The organism is Kineococcus radiotolerans SRS30216 = ATCC BAA-149 (assembly GCF_000017305.1).
Taxonomy (GTDB): Bacteria; Actinomycetota; Actinomycetes; order Actinomycetales; family Kineococcaceae; genus Kineococcus; species Kineococcus radiotolerans.
The window spans coordinates 168,681-182,572 of the sequence record NC_009806.1 but is presented as its reverse complement, the minus strand read 5'-3'; the positions used below and the strand labels follow the sequence as shown (position 1 = coordinate 182,572).

The following is a 13,892-nucleotide window of genomic DNA, read 5'->3' as shown; positions in this document are numbered from 1 at the left end:
AGTGGGTCTCGCTCCGCTGGCGCGAATCGAAACCCACTAAGTTTCAGAGTTCTTAGTCATGAAGTTCGACTGCTGTCGCGCTTCGCGCTCACCACGCAACACCGCGTACCCGGGCCTGACGGCCCGATACGCCGGCTCTGACGCACAAACGTCAAGCCACAGCAACGGCTCGCAGCCTCGAAAACACCTGGAGGCGGTAGCCCCAAACTCACTCGTGCTCTTGAGGCCGGCCCTGGTCACCCGGTTCAAGAGGCGGCTTGGTGAGGTCGACCCGTTTGTCGGGAATGCGTCGCTCCCGCAAGGAAAGCATCCTGGGTGGTTCCGACCGCTGCCTACGAGGCATCTGCGGGAAGGGACGTCGATTGCCACGAACGGCATCAGGCATCCACCGGCGCACCTCCCTGAACCAGTACGGCACCCACCTTTGATAGTCGCGGACGAACTGGCTGACCGGCCCTGGCTCCTTCTCTACCTGCCAGCGGAGGACTTCCGCGAGCCACTCCGGTTGGAGGCCGAGCTTCACCGACTCAAGACGCCCATTATCTCGAGTCCACGAGACCCCTTGAGCGTCGTCGAATTGCAGCTCCAACGTTGCAGATCGAGCCGTAGCGAGTGCGAGCTCAGCTTCGAGCGAGACTGGGAACATCTGATCATGCTTAGGCGAAAGCGTCCCGAGCTCGAAGTCTTCATAGCCGCTGCCCACTCGGACGCCATCGTGACGCACGGTGTGGAAGCGGTACGCAGAACATGGCTCCCACGTCACATGCACCCGAAGGCGCGCCTGCGTCACGGGCAGATCGCTCGTGTTCATGATGCGCACAACCAGGTCGGACCCCTGGTTCTTCTCCACCCAGGCTCCCACCTTCGACGCTTGTTCCCTGATCTCAAGCGTCGTCTTGAGCCGGTCTCGTCGCTCCTCGCGCCGGTAGGCTCGTGCTGCGAAGGTTGCCGCGATGCTGGCTGCCGCGAAGGCAGCCCAGCTTGGAGCGTTGCCCCAGTCGATGTCAGCCCAGCTCATGACGCGGAGCGTAGTGGGACTCACCCCCCGCTGTCCGCTTCCAATCCCAGCGCCTCATTGCCCCGGGCACACCTCGGAGCGCTGGGTAAGTGGCGTCATTACTGTATGCGTCGACCCCACCCCCGCGGGCCATGCCGCTGTTTGACCGGGGCGTCCCCGCCCGAACGGCACGCGTTGGCCGTCCTCAGCGCATCCAGCACAACAGTGACCCCCCTAGGCCACGCTGGGGGTCTTCATCGTGGCGAGTGGGCCGCAGTGCGACGCGCCTGCACCCGGTCCAGGTCGACCAACTCTGAACCCAGCACGATCCCCCGCACCCAGCGCCACGGCCGGGCATCGAGCGGGCACACCCGGAGCGATCTCTGGTTCACACGGGCGACCTCCCACCAGGCACCGTCCGCCAGCACCTCATCGCCCACCACGATGTCGTGGCGAGTGAACCACGGAGCGCCCGCCCTCACCATCTCCTCCCGTAGCTCACTCAGCATCGCCATCTCGGCCTGCAACTTCTCCAACCGAGCACGGCACGCCTGCGCAGCCCCTCCCTCCTGCTGGTCGGCGGGCAGCGCCACGAGCTCCTGCACCTCTCGCGCCACCTGCAAGCCTGCCGTCGCCAGACGTCGGCTCACCTCGTCGGCGGTGGGTGGCGGCTCGCATCCGATGACCGGTTGCGGGAAGTGCTCGAACCCGAGCCAGTCGTTCGCGTTCTGCTCCCACAGCTCCCGTGAGTGGCTGGCGAGGTAGTCACCCGAGAAGTTCATGACGGAGAAACTACCACCTTCCCCACCTCGTTACTAGTGTGCTATGGTTTGAGTGTTGGACGGACAGCGACCCGGCCAGCACACAACCGGTACCGATAGAGGAGCACCACCGTGAGCGCCTACGTGCAGTCGAACGACCACATCGACCTGCTGGTGACCTTCGCTCGCCAGTGGCAGGTCATCGCCTACCACCACGCGCCGGGGACGAACCCCATCGACACTGTGTGCCTCGACTCCCGCGTCATCAGCGCCGATGCACTGGGCCAGGAGTTGCTGGCCGAGAACGTGCTCAGCGTCCAGCACCGCTACTCCTCGATGGAGGACTCCGAGCGCGCCGAGTACGCGGCGCTCGTCTTCTCCTACCGCTGGCAGCCGGTGCGGCCCGCAGAGCTCGCCGGCCTGGGCGCTGACGTCACCGTCGCCATCCTGAAGGCCGCGCGCGGCTACGTCTACCAGAGCTGCGAGCACCCGGGCTGGGCCTCGAGCCGAGCGGCGACCTGGGTTGCTGCCATCGAGCGGGCCGCCATCAACCGGCTCCCCGGCTACGACGAGGCCGCTACCTGGTCCTTCCAGCGGCGCGACGCGCACGCCGCGGTCTGACCTTCTCGCTCCCTCGTGGGGCCAGGAGGCGCGTGCTTCCGGCCTCACGGCTCTGCGTGGCTCTCCAGCCCGCTCCGCGGCCGTGGGCCGCGCCCCAGACAGCCGGCTTCGGCACCGATCCAACCGATCCAGGGAGTAGCTCGTGGACACGATCCAGAGCACAGCTCGCCAGTACGTCAGGCAGCAGGACAAGCAGCGGGAGGAGAGCCGACAGGTCGTCTTCAGCGACGTCCACCGCAGAGCACCTCGTGAGGAGAGGTCTCCGCTCGGCGAGGCTTCCCAGTGCGAGGGGCAGTTCGTGCTCTCGATGGACGTGGCGCCTGCTCGTCCACCGGGGGCCGGCGTGGCGTCTCAGGACATGGAAGAGGTCGAGCACTGGGTGCGGCGATGGATGATCGTCTACCTGGGGGTCTTCGCCAGCCGCCGCCCCCGCCAGCAGCTCCTGCGCTGGTGCAGTCCGGAGGTCTACCAGACGGTCTCGCGGCGTCAGCAGCTCCTGGCCGCCCGCGAGCGCCGGCTGTGCGCTCCTGGGGTCGCTCAGCCCATGGCGGGACTGGTGACGCCGGTCGTCAAGAGCGTGCACCTGCACCACGTCGGGGCCGGTGTCTACGAGGCGGCCGTCATCCTGCGGACAGGCGCTCGGTTCACGGCAATGGCGCTGCGGGTGGTCGTCGACCGCGATCACCGCGGTCGACGCCGAGCTCGTGTCACCGCTCTGGAGCTGTAGTCCGGCGCCGTCTCCGTGCGCTGCGGCTTCTGGGATGCGACGTCACGGGATCCGTGTACCTCTCGCGTACATAGTGTGCTATGGTTTAGCCACAAGTTGAAGGCACCGCGACACGGAGGCACCCGATGGAACAGGCCACCTGGACCACCACCGGCGAGACGGTCACCATCGCCACCGACCAGAAGTTCATCGTCCCGGACCGGGTCGAGTACGTCGGCTGCGCCAGCGACAGCACCTACCTCTCGCGGCACCAGCACACCCGCCGCTGCACCCGGCGCACCCCCAACCTCACCCCGCACACCCGCGTCATCCGCGCCGACGGCGACGTCACGATCATCCCGACCAGCTCGCTCACCCGGCTCTGACACGGCCCGCCCGCAGACCGCGAGCTGGTCGCACCGGCGCCGACCGCCAGCGGCAGCAGAACGAACCCACGCAACCACCCGAGAGGACAGCAGCACATGAGCAGTGCCAAGGACCAGTACACCGTCGCTCAGCACAGCGCCTATGGCGTCAAGGGCGACACCACCTTCGAGGCCGGCCTCGAGTCGCAGGCCGTCACCGCGGCAGAAGCCCGCAAGGTCGAGAAGGCAGGCGGGGTGCTTTTCCCCGGCTACACCGAGGCTGAGGCGTTCGCGCTGAAGGCCCAGTACCCCCAGGGATACGACGGCCTGGTGCCCATGGCACAGGGCACCTTCTCCAGCCTGCACGTCGGGGGCCTGGCCGTCTACGTGCCCGTGCGGGAGGTGGTCGGCTGAGCCCAACCTCGACGCTCTCGACCGTCCACTACACCGCCAGCAGCTAGCGGACCAGCCCCCGACCAGACGAGGAAGCATGCAGCCCACCCTGCGCCGCAATGGGCGCCACATGGTCACGGTTCAGGTGCGGGTAGCCCTGGACCGCCTGGACCTGGTCAACATCCTGGCCGCTGAGTCCTACGACGCGGCCACCGACTACGGTGAGCGCCCTGAGGCCCAGATTAGCCGCGCCGGAGCCGAGCTCGCGGTGCGCGCGGGGCTTCGGACCCGTGGCACCGAGCACTGGGCCTACGCCCTCGACGAGGCCGACGACGCCGAGGACCGGCGCACATGGGCCGACGCCCAGGTGCGCCGCCTGTACCCCGAGATGGGCACGTCCTGAGCCCCCCCTGCCGGAGCGCCGGAGGCGGGCGCCGGCCCCGACGCGGCGCCCCTCCCTGCCTCGACCCACCGCGCCCTGTGGGCCCCCACGGGTGCGCCAGCCCTCATACCACCTGCCCAGCCCTCGCCGGAGGAGTCACCCGTGATCGCGAAGTACCTGGACCTGTCCACCTGCCACCTCACCCAGCGCGAAGTCGACACCGCTGAGTCCGTCTTCCAGCTCGACGGCCCGCGCGTCATCGCCCACGAGTACGGGCTCTTCGTGAACGTGCAGCACGACGACGTCGAGGAGCACGACGAGGCGATGCGGGCCGCGGGCTTCCCCAACCTCCTCGCCGTCAGCCGTTACGCCCGCTCCCTGGGCGAGGACATCCACTGGATCAACTTCGACGCCGACGGGGAGACCATGCCCGCTCTGCCGGCCTACGACTGGGGCGCGCCGACTGAGGCGGGACGGGCCGACGCTGTGCGGGCGATCTCGCGCCGGTGACGTGCACCTCCGCGCACACGGGCGCGGCAGCGGCGTGACCGCATGACGTCGAGGCCAACCTCTTCCTCACGTGCTACTAGTGTGCTATGGTTCTCGTGTTGGCGGGACAGCGACCCCGTCGACACCACGAGACCAACCAGCACCGGAGGTACCGGCCATGTCCACCACCACTTCCACTCCCGCTGCCCACGTCACCCCTGACGTCACCCCCGACGTCATCGCCCCCGCCAGCCTGCCCCTCACCGTCGAGGCGAACCTGACGGACCTCACCGCCGCGCTCACCCTCGCCGACGGCGACGGACGCTTCCGCAACGGCACGAGCGCCGAGGACGTCGCCCACGACAACACCCGGCGCGCCGGAGCGGCAGCGGTAGCGCTCCGGGCATTCTGGGAGCAGACCGGAGCCGACGTCGACCTCGGGACGGCCCTGACCGACCTCCTGGCCAGCCTGCACCACCTGGCCGACGCCGTCGGTGAGGACTTCGAGAGCCTCGCCGCCTGCGGGGCCTACCAGTACCGGCCGCAGCTGGCCGGGGAGCTGTAGCCAGCCCACGACTGCTGCGCCGGGGGCGGCACCACCGTCCCCGGTGCACCCGCTCCAAGCCCCCCCTTCCACCGCCGACAGCTGAAGGACGGCGGAACGGGTCGGGCGGCGACTCCCCCCGCCGCCCGACCCGCCACCCAAGCACCCGCACGACGTCGGCCGCGAGCGCCATGGACCGCCACCCACGGTGCCCGCCACCTCCAGTGAAGGGCGTTCCCCCGTGAAGTACCGCGTCGTCGTCGAGAGATCCGAGGTCATCGTCTTCGAGGTCGAGGCCGACTCAGAGGACGAAGCCGACGACCAGCACCTGGCGGGCGAGGAAATCAGCTCTCGCACCACCTCCTACAACGTCACCGCCATCGAACCGGCGACCTGAACACGCGCGGGTCCGCCGGAGCCAGCTCACCTCCGCGCATCCCCTGAGGCGCCGACCGAGCCGGCGCGCCCGCCAGAAGCACGAACCAAGTCCACCTACCTACCTCATGCCTAGTGTGCTATGGTTTAAGCCGTGAAGGACGCACAGAACCCCCGACCAGGAGGATCCCGATGACGCTCACACTGACCATCCCCGCCGCGACGGAGTACGTGGACCGCACCCTCGCCACCGCGTCCTGGTGGGACAAGTACACGATCCTGCCCGGCACCTACGAGGTCGAGGTCGTCACCATCAACGGCCACCCCGTTCCCGCCGACTCCCCCCGCGCCTACTACGTCCGTGCCCGCATCGACGCCGTCCTGACCGAGACCTACCGCGTCAACCGTGTCTTCACCGCCTCCTCGGCCGAGCACCGCCCCGACCTGGCCGAGCACACAACGGTCACCTGGTCCACCTACAGCTACAACCTGTGGGACGAGCGGTACGCCCCGTACGGCGGCACCATCACGACGGACGAGCCCGCCACCGAAGCTGCCCGCCTGCGCGAGGTGGCCGCCCGGTACGTGACGCTCGAAGCCGAGAACGAGTCCATGCGACGCGGGGAACTGCCCTCGGCCCGGTACGCCGCTCAGGCCGCACGCCTGGAGGCGGTGGCCGCCGAGCAGGCCACGCCCGTCGACCTGACCCCCTGCGACGTCGAGGGCATCATCCGCACTCTGGCCGACTGCGCCGACGGCGCCGAACTGTCCGCGCGCCAGCACGAGCTGATCGAGCTGGCCCGTCGGGTGCGCGCCGCCAGCGGCGTGCCGGCCTGACCCTGCCGGGTGCCGCCCGCAAGGAGGCGGACGGCACCCGGCGCCAGCTGACGCCACCCCACGACAGCACCCCACCCCGCAAGCACCAGCAGGAGCTCACCGTGACCAGCCCTCTCATCGACACCCTTGCTGGCCTAGACGACGCCGACCTTGACGCCCTGGACCGCGCCGTCTACGCCGAGCAGGCCCGCCGTCTGGACACCAAGCTCGGGCAGCTCGTCCGCACTGCCGTAGCCGCCTCGACTCCGGTGCAGGCGCATCTGCTCGCCCGCCCCGGAACCAGCGCGACACGAGTGACCTTCTGGACGACGGAGTGGGACAACGGCCACTTCTACGACCGCAACGGCCACGTGCAGTTCTCCGACGGCACAGCCCTGGGGCCGGTGGACCTGGGCGAGGCTCTGGACGAACCGCTCGCTACGAAGGCGAAGTACGACAGCGCCGGCGAACCCGATGGCCTCGTCATCGACCTCTGACCACAGCAGGTCCAGTCGCCCAAGACAGTGGCGAGCGCCTCGCCAGGACCGCGCGGCTGGCAGCAGCTCGCAGAGATGAAGCCCTCGCCTGGGCAGACCGGCCAGATGGACCAGCAGACGAACCAGCCTGGTGGACCGACCCCGCGCTCGCGGTGCCAGGTACCGCCCTGAAGGGGCGGCAGCCGGGCCCGGTAGACGAAGGAGACCCATGACCACGCAGCCCCTCGTCATCATCCCCTGCGGAGGGAAGAAGGCGGACTCTCTGAGGCCGGCGCGAGACCTCTACATCGGCAGCTACTTCCGCGCCTGCCTGGCGACGGCGCTGACCGTCGGCCCTGCGGACCGCGTTCGCATCCTGTCCGCCAAGCACGGCCTGCTGACCCTCGACGCCGAGGTCGCCCCGTACGAGCTGCGCATGGACTCTCCGATCGCGGTTCCTGAGCGCATCGTGCGGGAGCAGGCCAAGCGCGCCGACCTGCTCGACACCGCCCACGTCATCGTCCTGGCCGGGAGCGCCTACGCCCGCAAGGTGGGCGCCGTCTGGCCGCGAGCCCTGGACGCCCTGGCGGGAACCGGGGGCATCGGGGAGCAGCTCGCGCGTCTGGCGGCGTGGAGAATGGATCCGGCGAGTCTGGTGGCCTTGCTGCCGGACCTGCCGACCTGGCGCTACGTCCAGCACGCTGAGGAGCCAGCGCGCGTGCACGCGGTGCGGGTGGGGGATGCGTTGACCGAGTGCGGCCGCCATGTCGGTCGCCCGTTCCGTGAGGTCGCAGCCCGTCGGATGCCGTCGTGCGCGGCCTGCAGTTCAGCCTGGCCGTCGTGGGCGCGTGAGGTGGAGACGGCCCGCCGGGCAGACGCGTTGCTCGGCTCCAGCGCGTAACCGAGGCGGTGCTCGCGGTCCCGCCGGGACGACAACCCACGCCCACCTCGACGGTTCGGGATGTGCCTAGTGGCCTCTAGCCTAGTGTGCTATGGTTTGTGGTGTTGGAGGACGTCACCCCGGGCCGCACCACGGAGGACCACCATGAACCTCACCACCGCCACCCCCGCCGAGATCGACGCGGCATGGTTCCCCCTCATGGCCGCTACTCAGAACGCCGAGACCGGCCTGTCCGTCGCCCGCCAGAGCATCCACGGCACCGAGGCAGTCATCGCCCGCCGCGAGGCCGCAGTCGCAGTCGCCACCGCCGCCGAGGCCCCGTACCGCGGCGAATGGGACCGCCGCAGCGGCTGGACCCGCACCTACCTGGCGATCACCAACGGCAAGGGTCACGTCCACGCCTCCACCTCGTGCTCCACCTGCTACGTCACCACCCGGTTCGCCGTCCTGGCGGACCTATCCGGCCTCGACCACGACGCCGTGGTCAACGTGATCGGGGAGGACGCCTGCACCGTCTGCTTCCCCGGCGCCCCGGTGACCCCCCGCACCGTGTTCACCGCCGACGAGCTGCGCGACCGCGCCGAGCAGGCTGAACGCGCCGCCGGACTGGCCGCGAAGCGCGCCAAGGCCGCCGAGAAAACCATCACCGCAGCCGACGGTTCCCCGCTGCTGGATGACGAGGGCCGCCCGGTCAAGACCGCGGTCGCCGCGCAGCGCAAGCTCGCCGAAGTCCTGTTCGACCTGGCCTGGTACGGCGAGGACCACCCCTACGCCGTCGGATGGTCCGCATTCGCTGGCCGCGCCGCGCTGGCCCTGGCCGCGAAGCAGGGGACAGATGCGCGTGAGCTGCTGACGGCCGCTCAGGCGAAGGCGAGCAAGAAGGCCGGCAAGCTCCGCGCCGCCTGACTAGCTCGACCCCGCCCCGGCACAGACGACCGGGGCGGCCCCACCGCCCGCAGCGAACCGGGCCACCACGACACGAAGGAGCACACCATGTACTTCCCCACCTCCCGCAACGCCGTGAAGCTCACCGTCGAGGCCGTCCACGAGCGCGGCAAGACCACCCTCGCCCCCGACTACACCAGCCAGGTCACCGGTTCGGAGGTGCGGTTCGGCCCCTTCGTCGCGACCCGCAAGACCGCCGCCGAAGCGCGTGAGGCCGTCGCGGAGCAGGTCACGACGTGGGCCGCCGCCGCGCAGACCGAGGGGATGACCCCAGTGACCGTCACCCTGCGAGGATGGACCACGGTGGCGTGGCTGGCCCCGGAGGCGGACGGCCCGTCGTGGCAGTCCATCACGATCCGCCCGGACGGCTCGCACCGCAGCACGTCGTCGTATCGGTACGTCCCGCGCGCCGAGCTGGACGCCAAGCTGCGGCTGAACGCGGTCAAGGCCGCACTGGACCCGCACGACGACGCGGACGTGTCCGAGGGCATCGCGTTCGTCGGCCGGTGGGGTGGGCAGCCGCACGACGACGCCGTGGCCGAGTTCCGTAGGTGGGTCGGGTTCCAGTGCGCCTACGTCGCGCACCGCGCCGAAGGTCACGACGACCAGGCCGCGCACGACTTCGCGTGCCGCAACGACCGCGTGTACGCCCCCACCGCCTGACGCCCCCCGCCCGCACCACCTCATCCCGGACCGCGTAGCCGGCCCCGACCCCCCACCCGACAGGAGCACACCCCGCCGTGACCACGACCACCTCCCCCGTCTTCACCTCCGACCAACTCGCCGCGCTGAACGACGCGATCCGCGCCGCCCTGGCCGACGTGGGTGCGCTGCCCGCCGACGTGGCCGACGCTGACCGAGTGGTGGACGACGCGACGCACGCCGTCGCGGCCCGCGTCGCCGGCGGTGTGGTGACCGTCCCCGCCGACGAGCACGCCGCCCTCCTGGCCGACCGCCTCACCGTGGACCACCTCGCGGCCCTGCTGGGGACCACCCCGACCTGGGACGGCGGCGCGGACTTCCTGGGCAGCGTGGCGAGCATCCTGACGGTCTCCAACCGCCCGAGCGTGGCCGACGGGGATCGAGCCTGGTCCTACCGGGAGCGGTTCAGGCTCGCTACGGGTCGTGAGCTGCCCGAGCTCCACGCGACGGAGCCGGAGTGCCAGGGGTGCTTCGAGCAGGTGGCGCCGGGGACGTTGGACGACGACGGGTGGTGTGCGGACCACCCCGCCGCCGAGGAAGCCGGTGAAGCTGACGAGGAGCAGCCGGTCACGGCGGACGCCGCCGAGGCCACCGAGACGGCCGCGAACACCGAGGCCGACCTGCACATGGTCTTCGAGCGCCAGATCCTGCGCGACGGCCGCTGAGCGGCTCCACCCGGGGCGCGACAGCGAGCGCCGGTCGTCTGCATCTGGTGCCCGCTTCGTGGGTGTCGATGAGATGCCGACACACTACTAGTGTGCTATGGTTTGTGGTGTTGGAGGACAGCGACCCCCCATCTACCGGAGGAACCATGACCACCCCGACCACCCCCGCCGAGCAGGCATCCACCGGCACCGCGCGGAGCGTCCTGCCGCCTCGGACGATCACCGTGAGCCTGCGCGTCGAGAACGCCTACGCCGACGAGGTCGTCGTCACCACCGTCGACGACGAGACGATCCCCGCGCCGCCCACCCTCGACGAGAGGGCCGCCGAGTACGACGAGTGGGTCATGGAGCACATCTACCCCTTCACCGGCACCGGCCGCTGCGACGACGCGACCTATGAGGCAAGGGTGACCGCCTGCGACGACCCCGGCTTGGTCAACCGCGTCTTCTCCCTCTGACGCCTCCGGACGGCCTGGCCGACACCGGCCTCAACCTCATCGCATCCCGCAACGCCCGCCAGCGAGCCCTTGGAGCCCTATCGTGACCGCTCAGACCGCCACCAACACCGCCGCCCCCAGCAGGGTGTGGCGCACCCTCACCGCCGACGGCGAATCCAGGGGCTACGACACCCGCGCCAACACGAAGGCCGCCGCGCGCCGCGTCGTGAAGCGCACCGGCAGGTCGTGCGGCATCGAGCAGTGGTCCCCCCAGCACTCCCAGGACGAGGTGAACGAAGGATGGGCGCTCGTCGAGGTCGTCGAGCCGGAAGGCGCACGCGGCACCTTCGAGCCGCCCGCCGCGCCCCTGCCCGCCGACACCCTCGACCGCATCGTCGGGTGCCTGCATCGTGACCCCATCGCGTTCGGCGTACTGGTCGAGCGCACCGGCATCGATGTCGACACCCTCCGCGCCGGTCTCCTCCAGCTCCAGAAGCAGGGCCGCGCGGACATCGACTACGGGTTCGGCTGGCGTCTCGTCCACTGACTGCCTGACCGCCGCGCCGGGGCCGACGAGCTCTGGCGCGGCACCGCACCCGTCGGCATCGACAGCGAGGAGCCCAGCGTGACTACACACCAGCTCCGCATCCCCGCCCGCGCCACAGGCTCCCCTCGACGTCGTCCACTCCGCGGTGTTCGACGCCCTCGACGTCGCCAACCGCCGCGCCGACGGGTCCCGAGTCATCCGTGTCACCGCCGAGCAGGCTGAGCTGGTGACCGAGTACGCCGAGACCCTCTACACCGCGGCCAAGGACGACGCTGACCCCGGGACGCGCCTGCCCGACCAGAACGCCGCCGGCGCCGTCCTGACGGCATGCCGGCGCATCGTCCAGGCCGCGATCATCTGACCGCCCACCCGCACAGACCCAGGAGCTCTCGTGAAGCGCCACGCCCTACTCGCCGTCGCTGGACTCGCCCTGACCGCATTCGGCGTCTTCTGGCACCTCACCATCACCAGCCCCGCCCAGGTCCTGTTCGTCATTCCCATCGTGTTCGGGATCCCGTTCCTGTTGGTGGGGACCACGGACCTCGTCCAAGAGGAACGGCGCCGCCGCGACGCGCGCCGTTGATCAACCACGCCAGCACCGATCCGACCAGGAGACTTGTGCCATGAGCGACAGCCCGACGATCGACCTCCCAGCACAGACCCTCGGCCTGTCTTTCGAGGAGTACCGCGCTTCGGCATCACGCCGTGGCGGATGGCGCAACCCGGCGTCCCGCCCTACTGGGAGTCGCTGCATAGCTTCCACGTCGAGGGGCAGGTCGACGACCTCGCCGCCGCGCAGTGCCTGGCTGACTTCGAGATTTTCGGTCTTCTGGTCTGGGACGACGCCGCTCAGATGGGGCGGCTGCAGGTCACCCCGGAAGACGGCATCGCCATGCTCGATGCCCTGCCAGACGACCCCGGCGCGCGCATCTAGGGGTGCCCCCGCCCGCCCGGCATGTCACGCTCCGCGTCCGCGAGCTGGCCGCCGATAGCGCGGACGGCGGCATGGCCGTGCGATCAACAGACAGGTGTGTCAAGCCGCGCCCAATGCTCAGTCCGGCCGGTGGCTTCCGATGGCTCCGTCGATGAGCTCGCGCAGGATGTCCATGTGCCCGGCGTGGCGAGCGGTCTCCTCGACCAAGCCGATGAGAACCCGACGCAGGCTGACCTGCTCACCGAACCACGCCGTGCCGACGTCATCGATGCCATGCTCCGCGATCACCGCATCGGACGCGGCCCGGGCGCGTCCATAGAAAGCGACGATGTCGGCGGTGGACTCGTGCGGGCCGGCGTTCATGTCGGCGACGACGTCGGTCTCCAGCGGCTCGGTCGCTCGGCCGTAGGTCTTGGGCAGCCACTCGTACTCGACCCCGGCGAGGTGCTTCACCAGCCCCAGCAGGTTGGTGCCTGTCGGTGTCATGGGCCGGCGCAACTGCTCCTCGTCGAGCCCTTCCAGCTTCCACAAGACGGCGTCGCGGTGACGGTCGAGGCTGATGTGCAGGCTCGCCTTCTCCTCGCCCCTGAGCGGCACCCGCTTCGACATGGCAGCCACCCTGCCACTGCAACGACATCCGGAGGCCGTCTCGGCCGCGCCGGCGATGTGGTGGACGCGGGCAACTGTCCCGCTACGGTCCGGTTATGCCTCGCGACCGCTTCCGCCTACCTGCTGCCACCTTCGTATGCAGATTCACGTAACCGCGCGGTCGCGTCGGACCCGTCCCCTACCGTGTGCTCAGCACACCCACATGGAGCAACAGGAGCACGATGAGCACAGCTGGCGGCACGGGCGGTACACCTACCCCCACCCCCACGCCTCCCACGCCTCCCACGCCAGCGCCGCGACCACGTTGGTACGCACGCATTGCGGGGATGCGTGACGAGAGCGGCAAGTGGATCCAATGGGTCGCCACCGGGCTAGGTGTAATCGTGATCGTGCTCGGCTGGGTGATTAAGGATAAGTCTGACGACGCATCGCGGCTTCAGACGCAGCTCACCGAGCGCAATCAGACTGTTCAACAGCGCGACGACACCATCGCGGGCCAGCGCACGACCATCGACGATCTTAAAAACCAAGTCGGTGACCTGACGACCCGTGTTTCATCCCTGACCGCGGCGAACGAAACTTTGCAAGCCCAAGTGGATGCTGTCGTCGGTACTGCACCAGAGAGCATCTCAATGGATCCTGCGATCCGGCACACCGGTCAGGCTGTCCTACGCCCCGACAATTCTGGGCTGGACTTGGACGTAAAAGAATCTATTTATGGGTGGAATCCTTTACTGCAGGAAGCCCAGGACATCGCTTACACCAACGTTGACGGTGACCTCCGCATCGCCAGCCCAGCCAAGATTGCCTACCTCGGCAACACTGTGGCCGATTACAAGAGCTGTTCGTCGACTCGAACATACACATTCAATTACGTTAAGGCAGCTGACCTCGCGACTGGCGCATGGATGTGCGTCTACACGAGTGACGGTCGATATTCGGTTCTTCGCGTCTACGGGAGGGACAACACTGGCCTGGGCCTAGAAATCACGACCTACGAGAAGGCTTAGCCTTCCACCCCATTGTCCATCTCGACGCGACGTATGCCTGCCTGACCGAGGGTTGCAATGGTTTCGTCACATTGTTGTCCTGATTGACTACGTACCCGAAGGCGCCCCCCAAGCTGGACCATCTCGTCCCCGCAGGGCGGGCGCTGCCCAGTCCACGCGATTGCGCGCCTTTCGGCATGTGAGGTCGTCGCCAACCGCTAGGGACCGCACACAACGC

General features: G+C 69.2%; 23 protein-coding genes. 20 read left to right on the top strand and 3 right to left on the bottom strand.

The genetic code is table 11. The features are described 5' to 3' along the window. Nucleotides 1-208 precede the first annotated feature (208 nt). Nucleotides 209-1,018 carry a hypothetical protein gene (locus KRAD_RS23625; RefSeq protein WP_157874030.1) on the bottom strand — a complete coding sequence of 270 codons (810 nt, stop codon included), beginning with the start codon at nt 1,016-1,018 and terminating at the stop codon, nt 209-211. A 233-nt stretch (nt 1,019-1,251) separates the two neighbouring features. Then, nucleotides 1,252-1,779: a hypothetical protein gene (locus tag KRAD_RS23620; RefSeq protein ID WP_012001867.1), complete on the bottom strand. Its 528-nt coding sequence runs from the start codon at nt 1,777-1,779 to the stop codon at nt 1,252-1,254. 111 nt (nt 1,780-1,890) lie between these two features. Between KRAD_RS23620 and KRAD_RS23615 the strand changes: the two genes are divergently transcribed. The 19 genes from KRAD_RS23615 to KRAD_RS23530 all read left to right on the top strand — a co-directional run bounded on the left by KRAD_RS23615 (nt 1,891) and on the right by KRAD_RS23530 (nt 12,056). Continuing rightward, nucleotides 1,891-2,379 carry a hypothetical protein gene (locus KRAD_RS23615; RefSeq protein WP_012001868.1) on the top strand — a complete coding sequence of 163 codons (489 nt, stop codon included), beginning with the start codon at nt 1,891-1,893 and terminating at the stop codon, nt 2,377-2,379. 142 nt (nt 2,380-2,521) lie between these two features. Then, nucleotides 2,522-3,106, top strand: a complete 585-nt coding sequence (locus KRAD_RS24875) for an Rv3235 family protein (RefSeq protein ID WP_012001869.1) — start codon at nt 2,522-2,524, stop codon at nt 3,104-3,106. A gap of 125 nt (nt 3,107-3,231) precedes the next feature. Beyond that, nucleotides 3,232-3,471, top strand: a complete 240-nt coding sequence (locus KRAD_RS23605; protein WP_012001870.1) for a hypothetical protein — start codon at nt 3,232-3,234, stop codon at nt 3,469-3,471. A gap of 96 nt (nt 3,472-3,567) precedes the next feature. Then, complete coding sequence (locus KRAD_RS23600) at nt 3,568-3,864, top strand: hypothetical protein (protein ID WP_012001871.1); 297 nt, start codon at nt 3,568-3,570, stop codon at nt 3,862-3,864. A gap of 109 nt (nt 3,865-3,973) precedes the next feature. After that, nucleotides 3,974-4,246, top strand: coding sequence for a hypothetical protein (locus tag KRAD_RS23595; protein WP_157874029.1), 273 nt, complete (start codon nt 3,974-3,976; stop codon nt 4,244-4,246). 141 nt (nt 4,247-4,387) lie between these two features. Beyond that, nucleotides 4,388-4,735, top strand: a complete 348-nt coding sequence (locus KRAD_RS23590) for a DUF5983 family protein (RefSeq protein WP_012001873.1) — start codon at nt 4,388-4,390, stop codon at nt 4,733-4,735. 157 nt (nt 4,736-4,892) lie between these two features. Further along, nucleotides 4,893-5,279, top strand: a complete 387-nt coding sequence (locus KRAD_RS23585; RefSeq protein ID WP_012001874.1) for a hypothetical protein — start codon at nt 4,893-4,895, stop codon at nt 5,277-5,279. A 220-nt stretch (nt 5,280-5,499) separates the two neighbouring features. Continuing rightward, nucleotides 5,500-5,655 carry a hypothetical protein gene (locus KRAD_RS26340; protein WP_012001875.1) on the top strand — a complete coding sequence of 52 codons (156 nt, stop codon included), beginning with the start codon at nt 5,500-5,502 and terminating at the stop codon, nt 5,653-5,655. A gap of 170 nt (nt 5,656-5,825) precedes the next feature. Next, nucleotides 5,826-6,470, top strand: coding sequence for a hypothetical protein (locus KRAD_RS23580; RefSeq protein ID WP_012001876.1), 645 nt, complete (start codon nt 5,826-5,828; stop codon nt 6,468-6,470). Between the two features lie 101 nt (nt 6,471-6,571). Continuing rightward, nucleotides 6,572-6,946: a hypothetical protein gene (locus KRAD_RS23575; RefSeq protein ID WP_012001877.1), complete on the top strand. Its 375-nt coding sequence runs from the start codon at nt 6,572-6,574 to the stop codon at nt 6,944-6,946. Between the two features lie 208 nt (nt 6,947-7,154). Next, nucleotides 7,155-7,826 (top strand): DUF6884 domain-containing protein, encoded by a 672-nt coding sequence (locus KRAD_RS24870; protein ID WP_012001878.1) that lies wholly within the window; start codon nt 7,155-7,157, stop codon nt 7,824-7,826. A 144-nt stretch (nt 7,827-7,970) separates the two neighbouring features. Then, nucleotides 7,971-8,732 (top strand): hypothetical protein, encoded by a 762-nt coding sequence (locus KRAD_RS23565; protein WP_049821590.1) that lies wholly within the window; start codon nt 7,971-7,973, stop codon nt 8,730-8,732. Nucleotides 8,733-8,819: 87 nt separating this feature from the next. After that, nucleotides 8,820-9,434 (top strand): hypothetical protein, encoded by a 615-nt coding sequence (locus KRAD_RS23560; RefSeq protein ID WP_012001880.1) that lies wholly within the window; start codon nt 8,820-8,822, stop codon nt 9,432-9,434. 77 nt (nt 9,435-9,511) lie between these two features. Then, nucleotides 9,512-10,138 carry a hypothetical protein gene (locus KRAD_RS23555; RefSeq protein WP_012001881.1) on the top strand — a complete coding sequence of 209 codons (627 nt, stop codon included), beginning with the start codon at nt 9,512-9,514 and terminating at the stop codon, nt 10,136-10,138. A 146-nt stretch (nt 10,139-10,284) separates the two neighbouring features. Beyond that, nucleotides 10,285-10,596, top strand: coding sequence for a hypothetical protein (locus tag KRAD_RS23550; protein WP_012001882.1), 312 nt, complete (start codon nt 10,285-10,287; stop codon nt 10,594-10,596). 82 nt (nt 10,597-10,678) lie between these two features. Further along, complete coding sequence (locus KRAD_RS23545; protein WP_012001883.1) at nt 10,679-11,122, top strand: DprA-like winged helix domain-containing protein; 444 nt, start codon at nt 10,679-10,681, stop codon at nt 11,120-11,122. Between the two features lie 145 nt (nt 11,123-11,267). Further along, nucleotides 11,268-11,483 carry a hypothetical protein gene (locus KRAD_RS23540; RefSeq protein WP_012001884.1) on the top strand — a complete coding sequence of 72 codons (216 nt, stop codon included), beginning with the start codon at nt 11,268-11,270 and terminating at the stop codon, nt 11,481-11,483. Nucleotides 11,484-11,513: 30 nt separating this feature from the next. Beyond that, complete coding sequence (locus KRAD_RS23535) at nt 11,514-11,705, top strand: hypothetical protein (protein WP_012001885.1); 192 nt, start codon at nt 11,514-11,516, stop codon at nt 11,703-11,705. A gap of 129 nt (nt 11,706-11,834) precedes the next feature. After that, nucleotides 11,835-12,056 (top strand): hypothetical protein, encoded by a 222-nt coding sequence (locus KRAD_RS23530; RefSeq protein WP_041293815.1) that lies wholly within the window; start codon nt 11,835-11,837, stop codon nt 12,054-12,056. A gap of 117 nt (nt 12,057-12,173) precedes the next feature. Here the strand turns inward: KRAD_RS23530 and KRAD_RS23525 are convergent, their stop codons facing one another. Beyond that, entirely contained in the window at nt 12,174-12,665 is a 492-nt protein-coding gene (locus KRAD_RS23525; RefSeq protein ID WP_012001887.1) for a DinB family protein, read from the bottom strand. 326 nt (nt 12,666-12,991) lie between these two features. On the opposite strand from KRAD_RS23525, the gene KRAD_RS23520 reads away from it, so the two are divergent. Further along, entirely contained in the window at nt 12,992-13,675 is a 684-nt protein-coding gene (locus KRAD_RS23520; protein WP_041293814.1) for a hypothetical protein, read from the top strand. Nucleotides 13,676-13,892 lie beyond the last annotated feature (217 nt).

Excerpts from the sequence above, each read along its gene's own strand:
- KRAD_RS23625 (WP_157874030.1), bottom strand. The coding sequence starts at position 1,018 with ATGAGCTGGGCTGACATCGACTGGGGCAACGCTCCAAGCTGGGCTGCC.
- KRAD_RS23620 (WP_012001867.1), bottom strand. The coding sequence starts at position 1,779 with ATGAACTTCTCGGGTGACTACCTCGCCAGCCACTCACGGGAGCTGTGG.
- KRAD_RS23605 (WP_012001870.1), top strand. The coding sequence starts at position 3,232 with ATGGAACAGGCCACCTGGACCACCACCGGCGAGACGGTCACCATCGCC.
- KRAD_RS23600 (WP_012001871.1), top strand. The coding sequence starts at position 3,568 with ATGAGCAGTGCCAAGGACCAGTACACCGTCGCTCAGCACAGCGCCTAT.
- KRAD_RS23595 (WP_157874029.1), top strand. The coding sequence starts at position 3,974 with ATGGTCACGGTTCAGGTGCGGGTAGCCCTGGACCGCCTGGACCTGGTC.
- KRAD_RS23585 (WP_012001874.1), top strand. The coding sequence starts at position 4,893 with ATGTCCACCACCACTTCCACTCCCGCTGCCCACGTCACCCCTGACGTC.
- KRAD_RS23580 (WP_012001876.1), top strand. The coding sequence starts at position 5,826 with ATGACGCTCACACTGACCATCCCCGCCGCGACGGAGTACGTGGACCGC.
- KRAD_RS24870 (WP_012001878.1), top strand. The coding sequence starts at position 7,155 with ATGACCACGCAGCCCCTCGTCATCATCCCCTGCGGAGGGAAGAAGGCG.
- KRAD_RS23565 (WP_049821590.1), top strand. The coding sequence starts at position 7,971 with ATGAACCTCACCACCGCCACCCCCGCCGAGATCGACGCGGCATGGTTC.
- KRAD_RS23560 (WP_012001880.1), top strand. The coding sequence starts at position 8,820 with ATGTACTTCCCCACCTCCCGCAACGCCGTGAAGCTCACCGTCGAGGCC.
- KRAD_RS23550 (WP_012001882.1), top strand. The coding sequence starts at position 10,285 with ATGACCACCCCGACCACCCCCGCCGAGCAGGCATCCACCGGCACCGCG.
- KRAD_RS23530 (WP_041293815.1), top strand. The coding sequence starts at position 11,835 with ATGGCGCAACCCGGCGTCCCGCCCTACTGGGAGTCGCTGCATAGCTTC.
- KRAD_RS23525 (WP_012001887.1), bottom strand. The coding sequence starts at position 12,665 with ATGTCGAAGCGGGTGCCGCTCAGGGGCGAGGAGAAGGCGAGCCTGCAC.
- KRAD_RS23520 (WP_041293814.1), top strand. The coding sequence starts at position 12,992 with ATGCGTGACGAGAGCGGCAAGTGGATCCAATGGGTCGCCACCGGGCTA.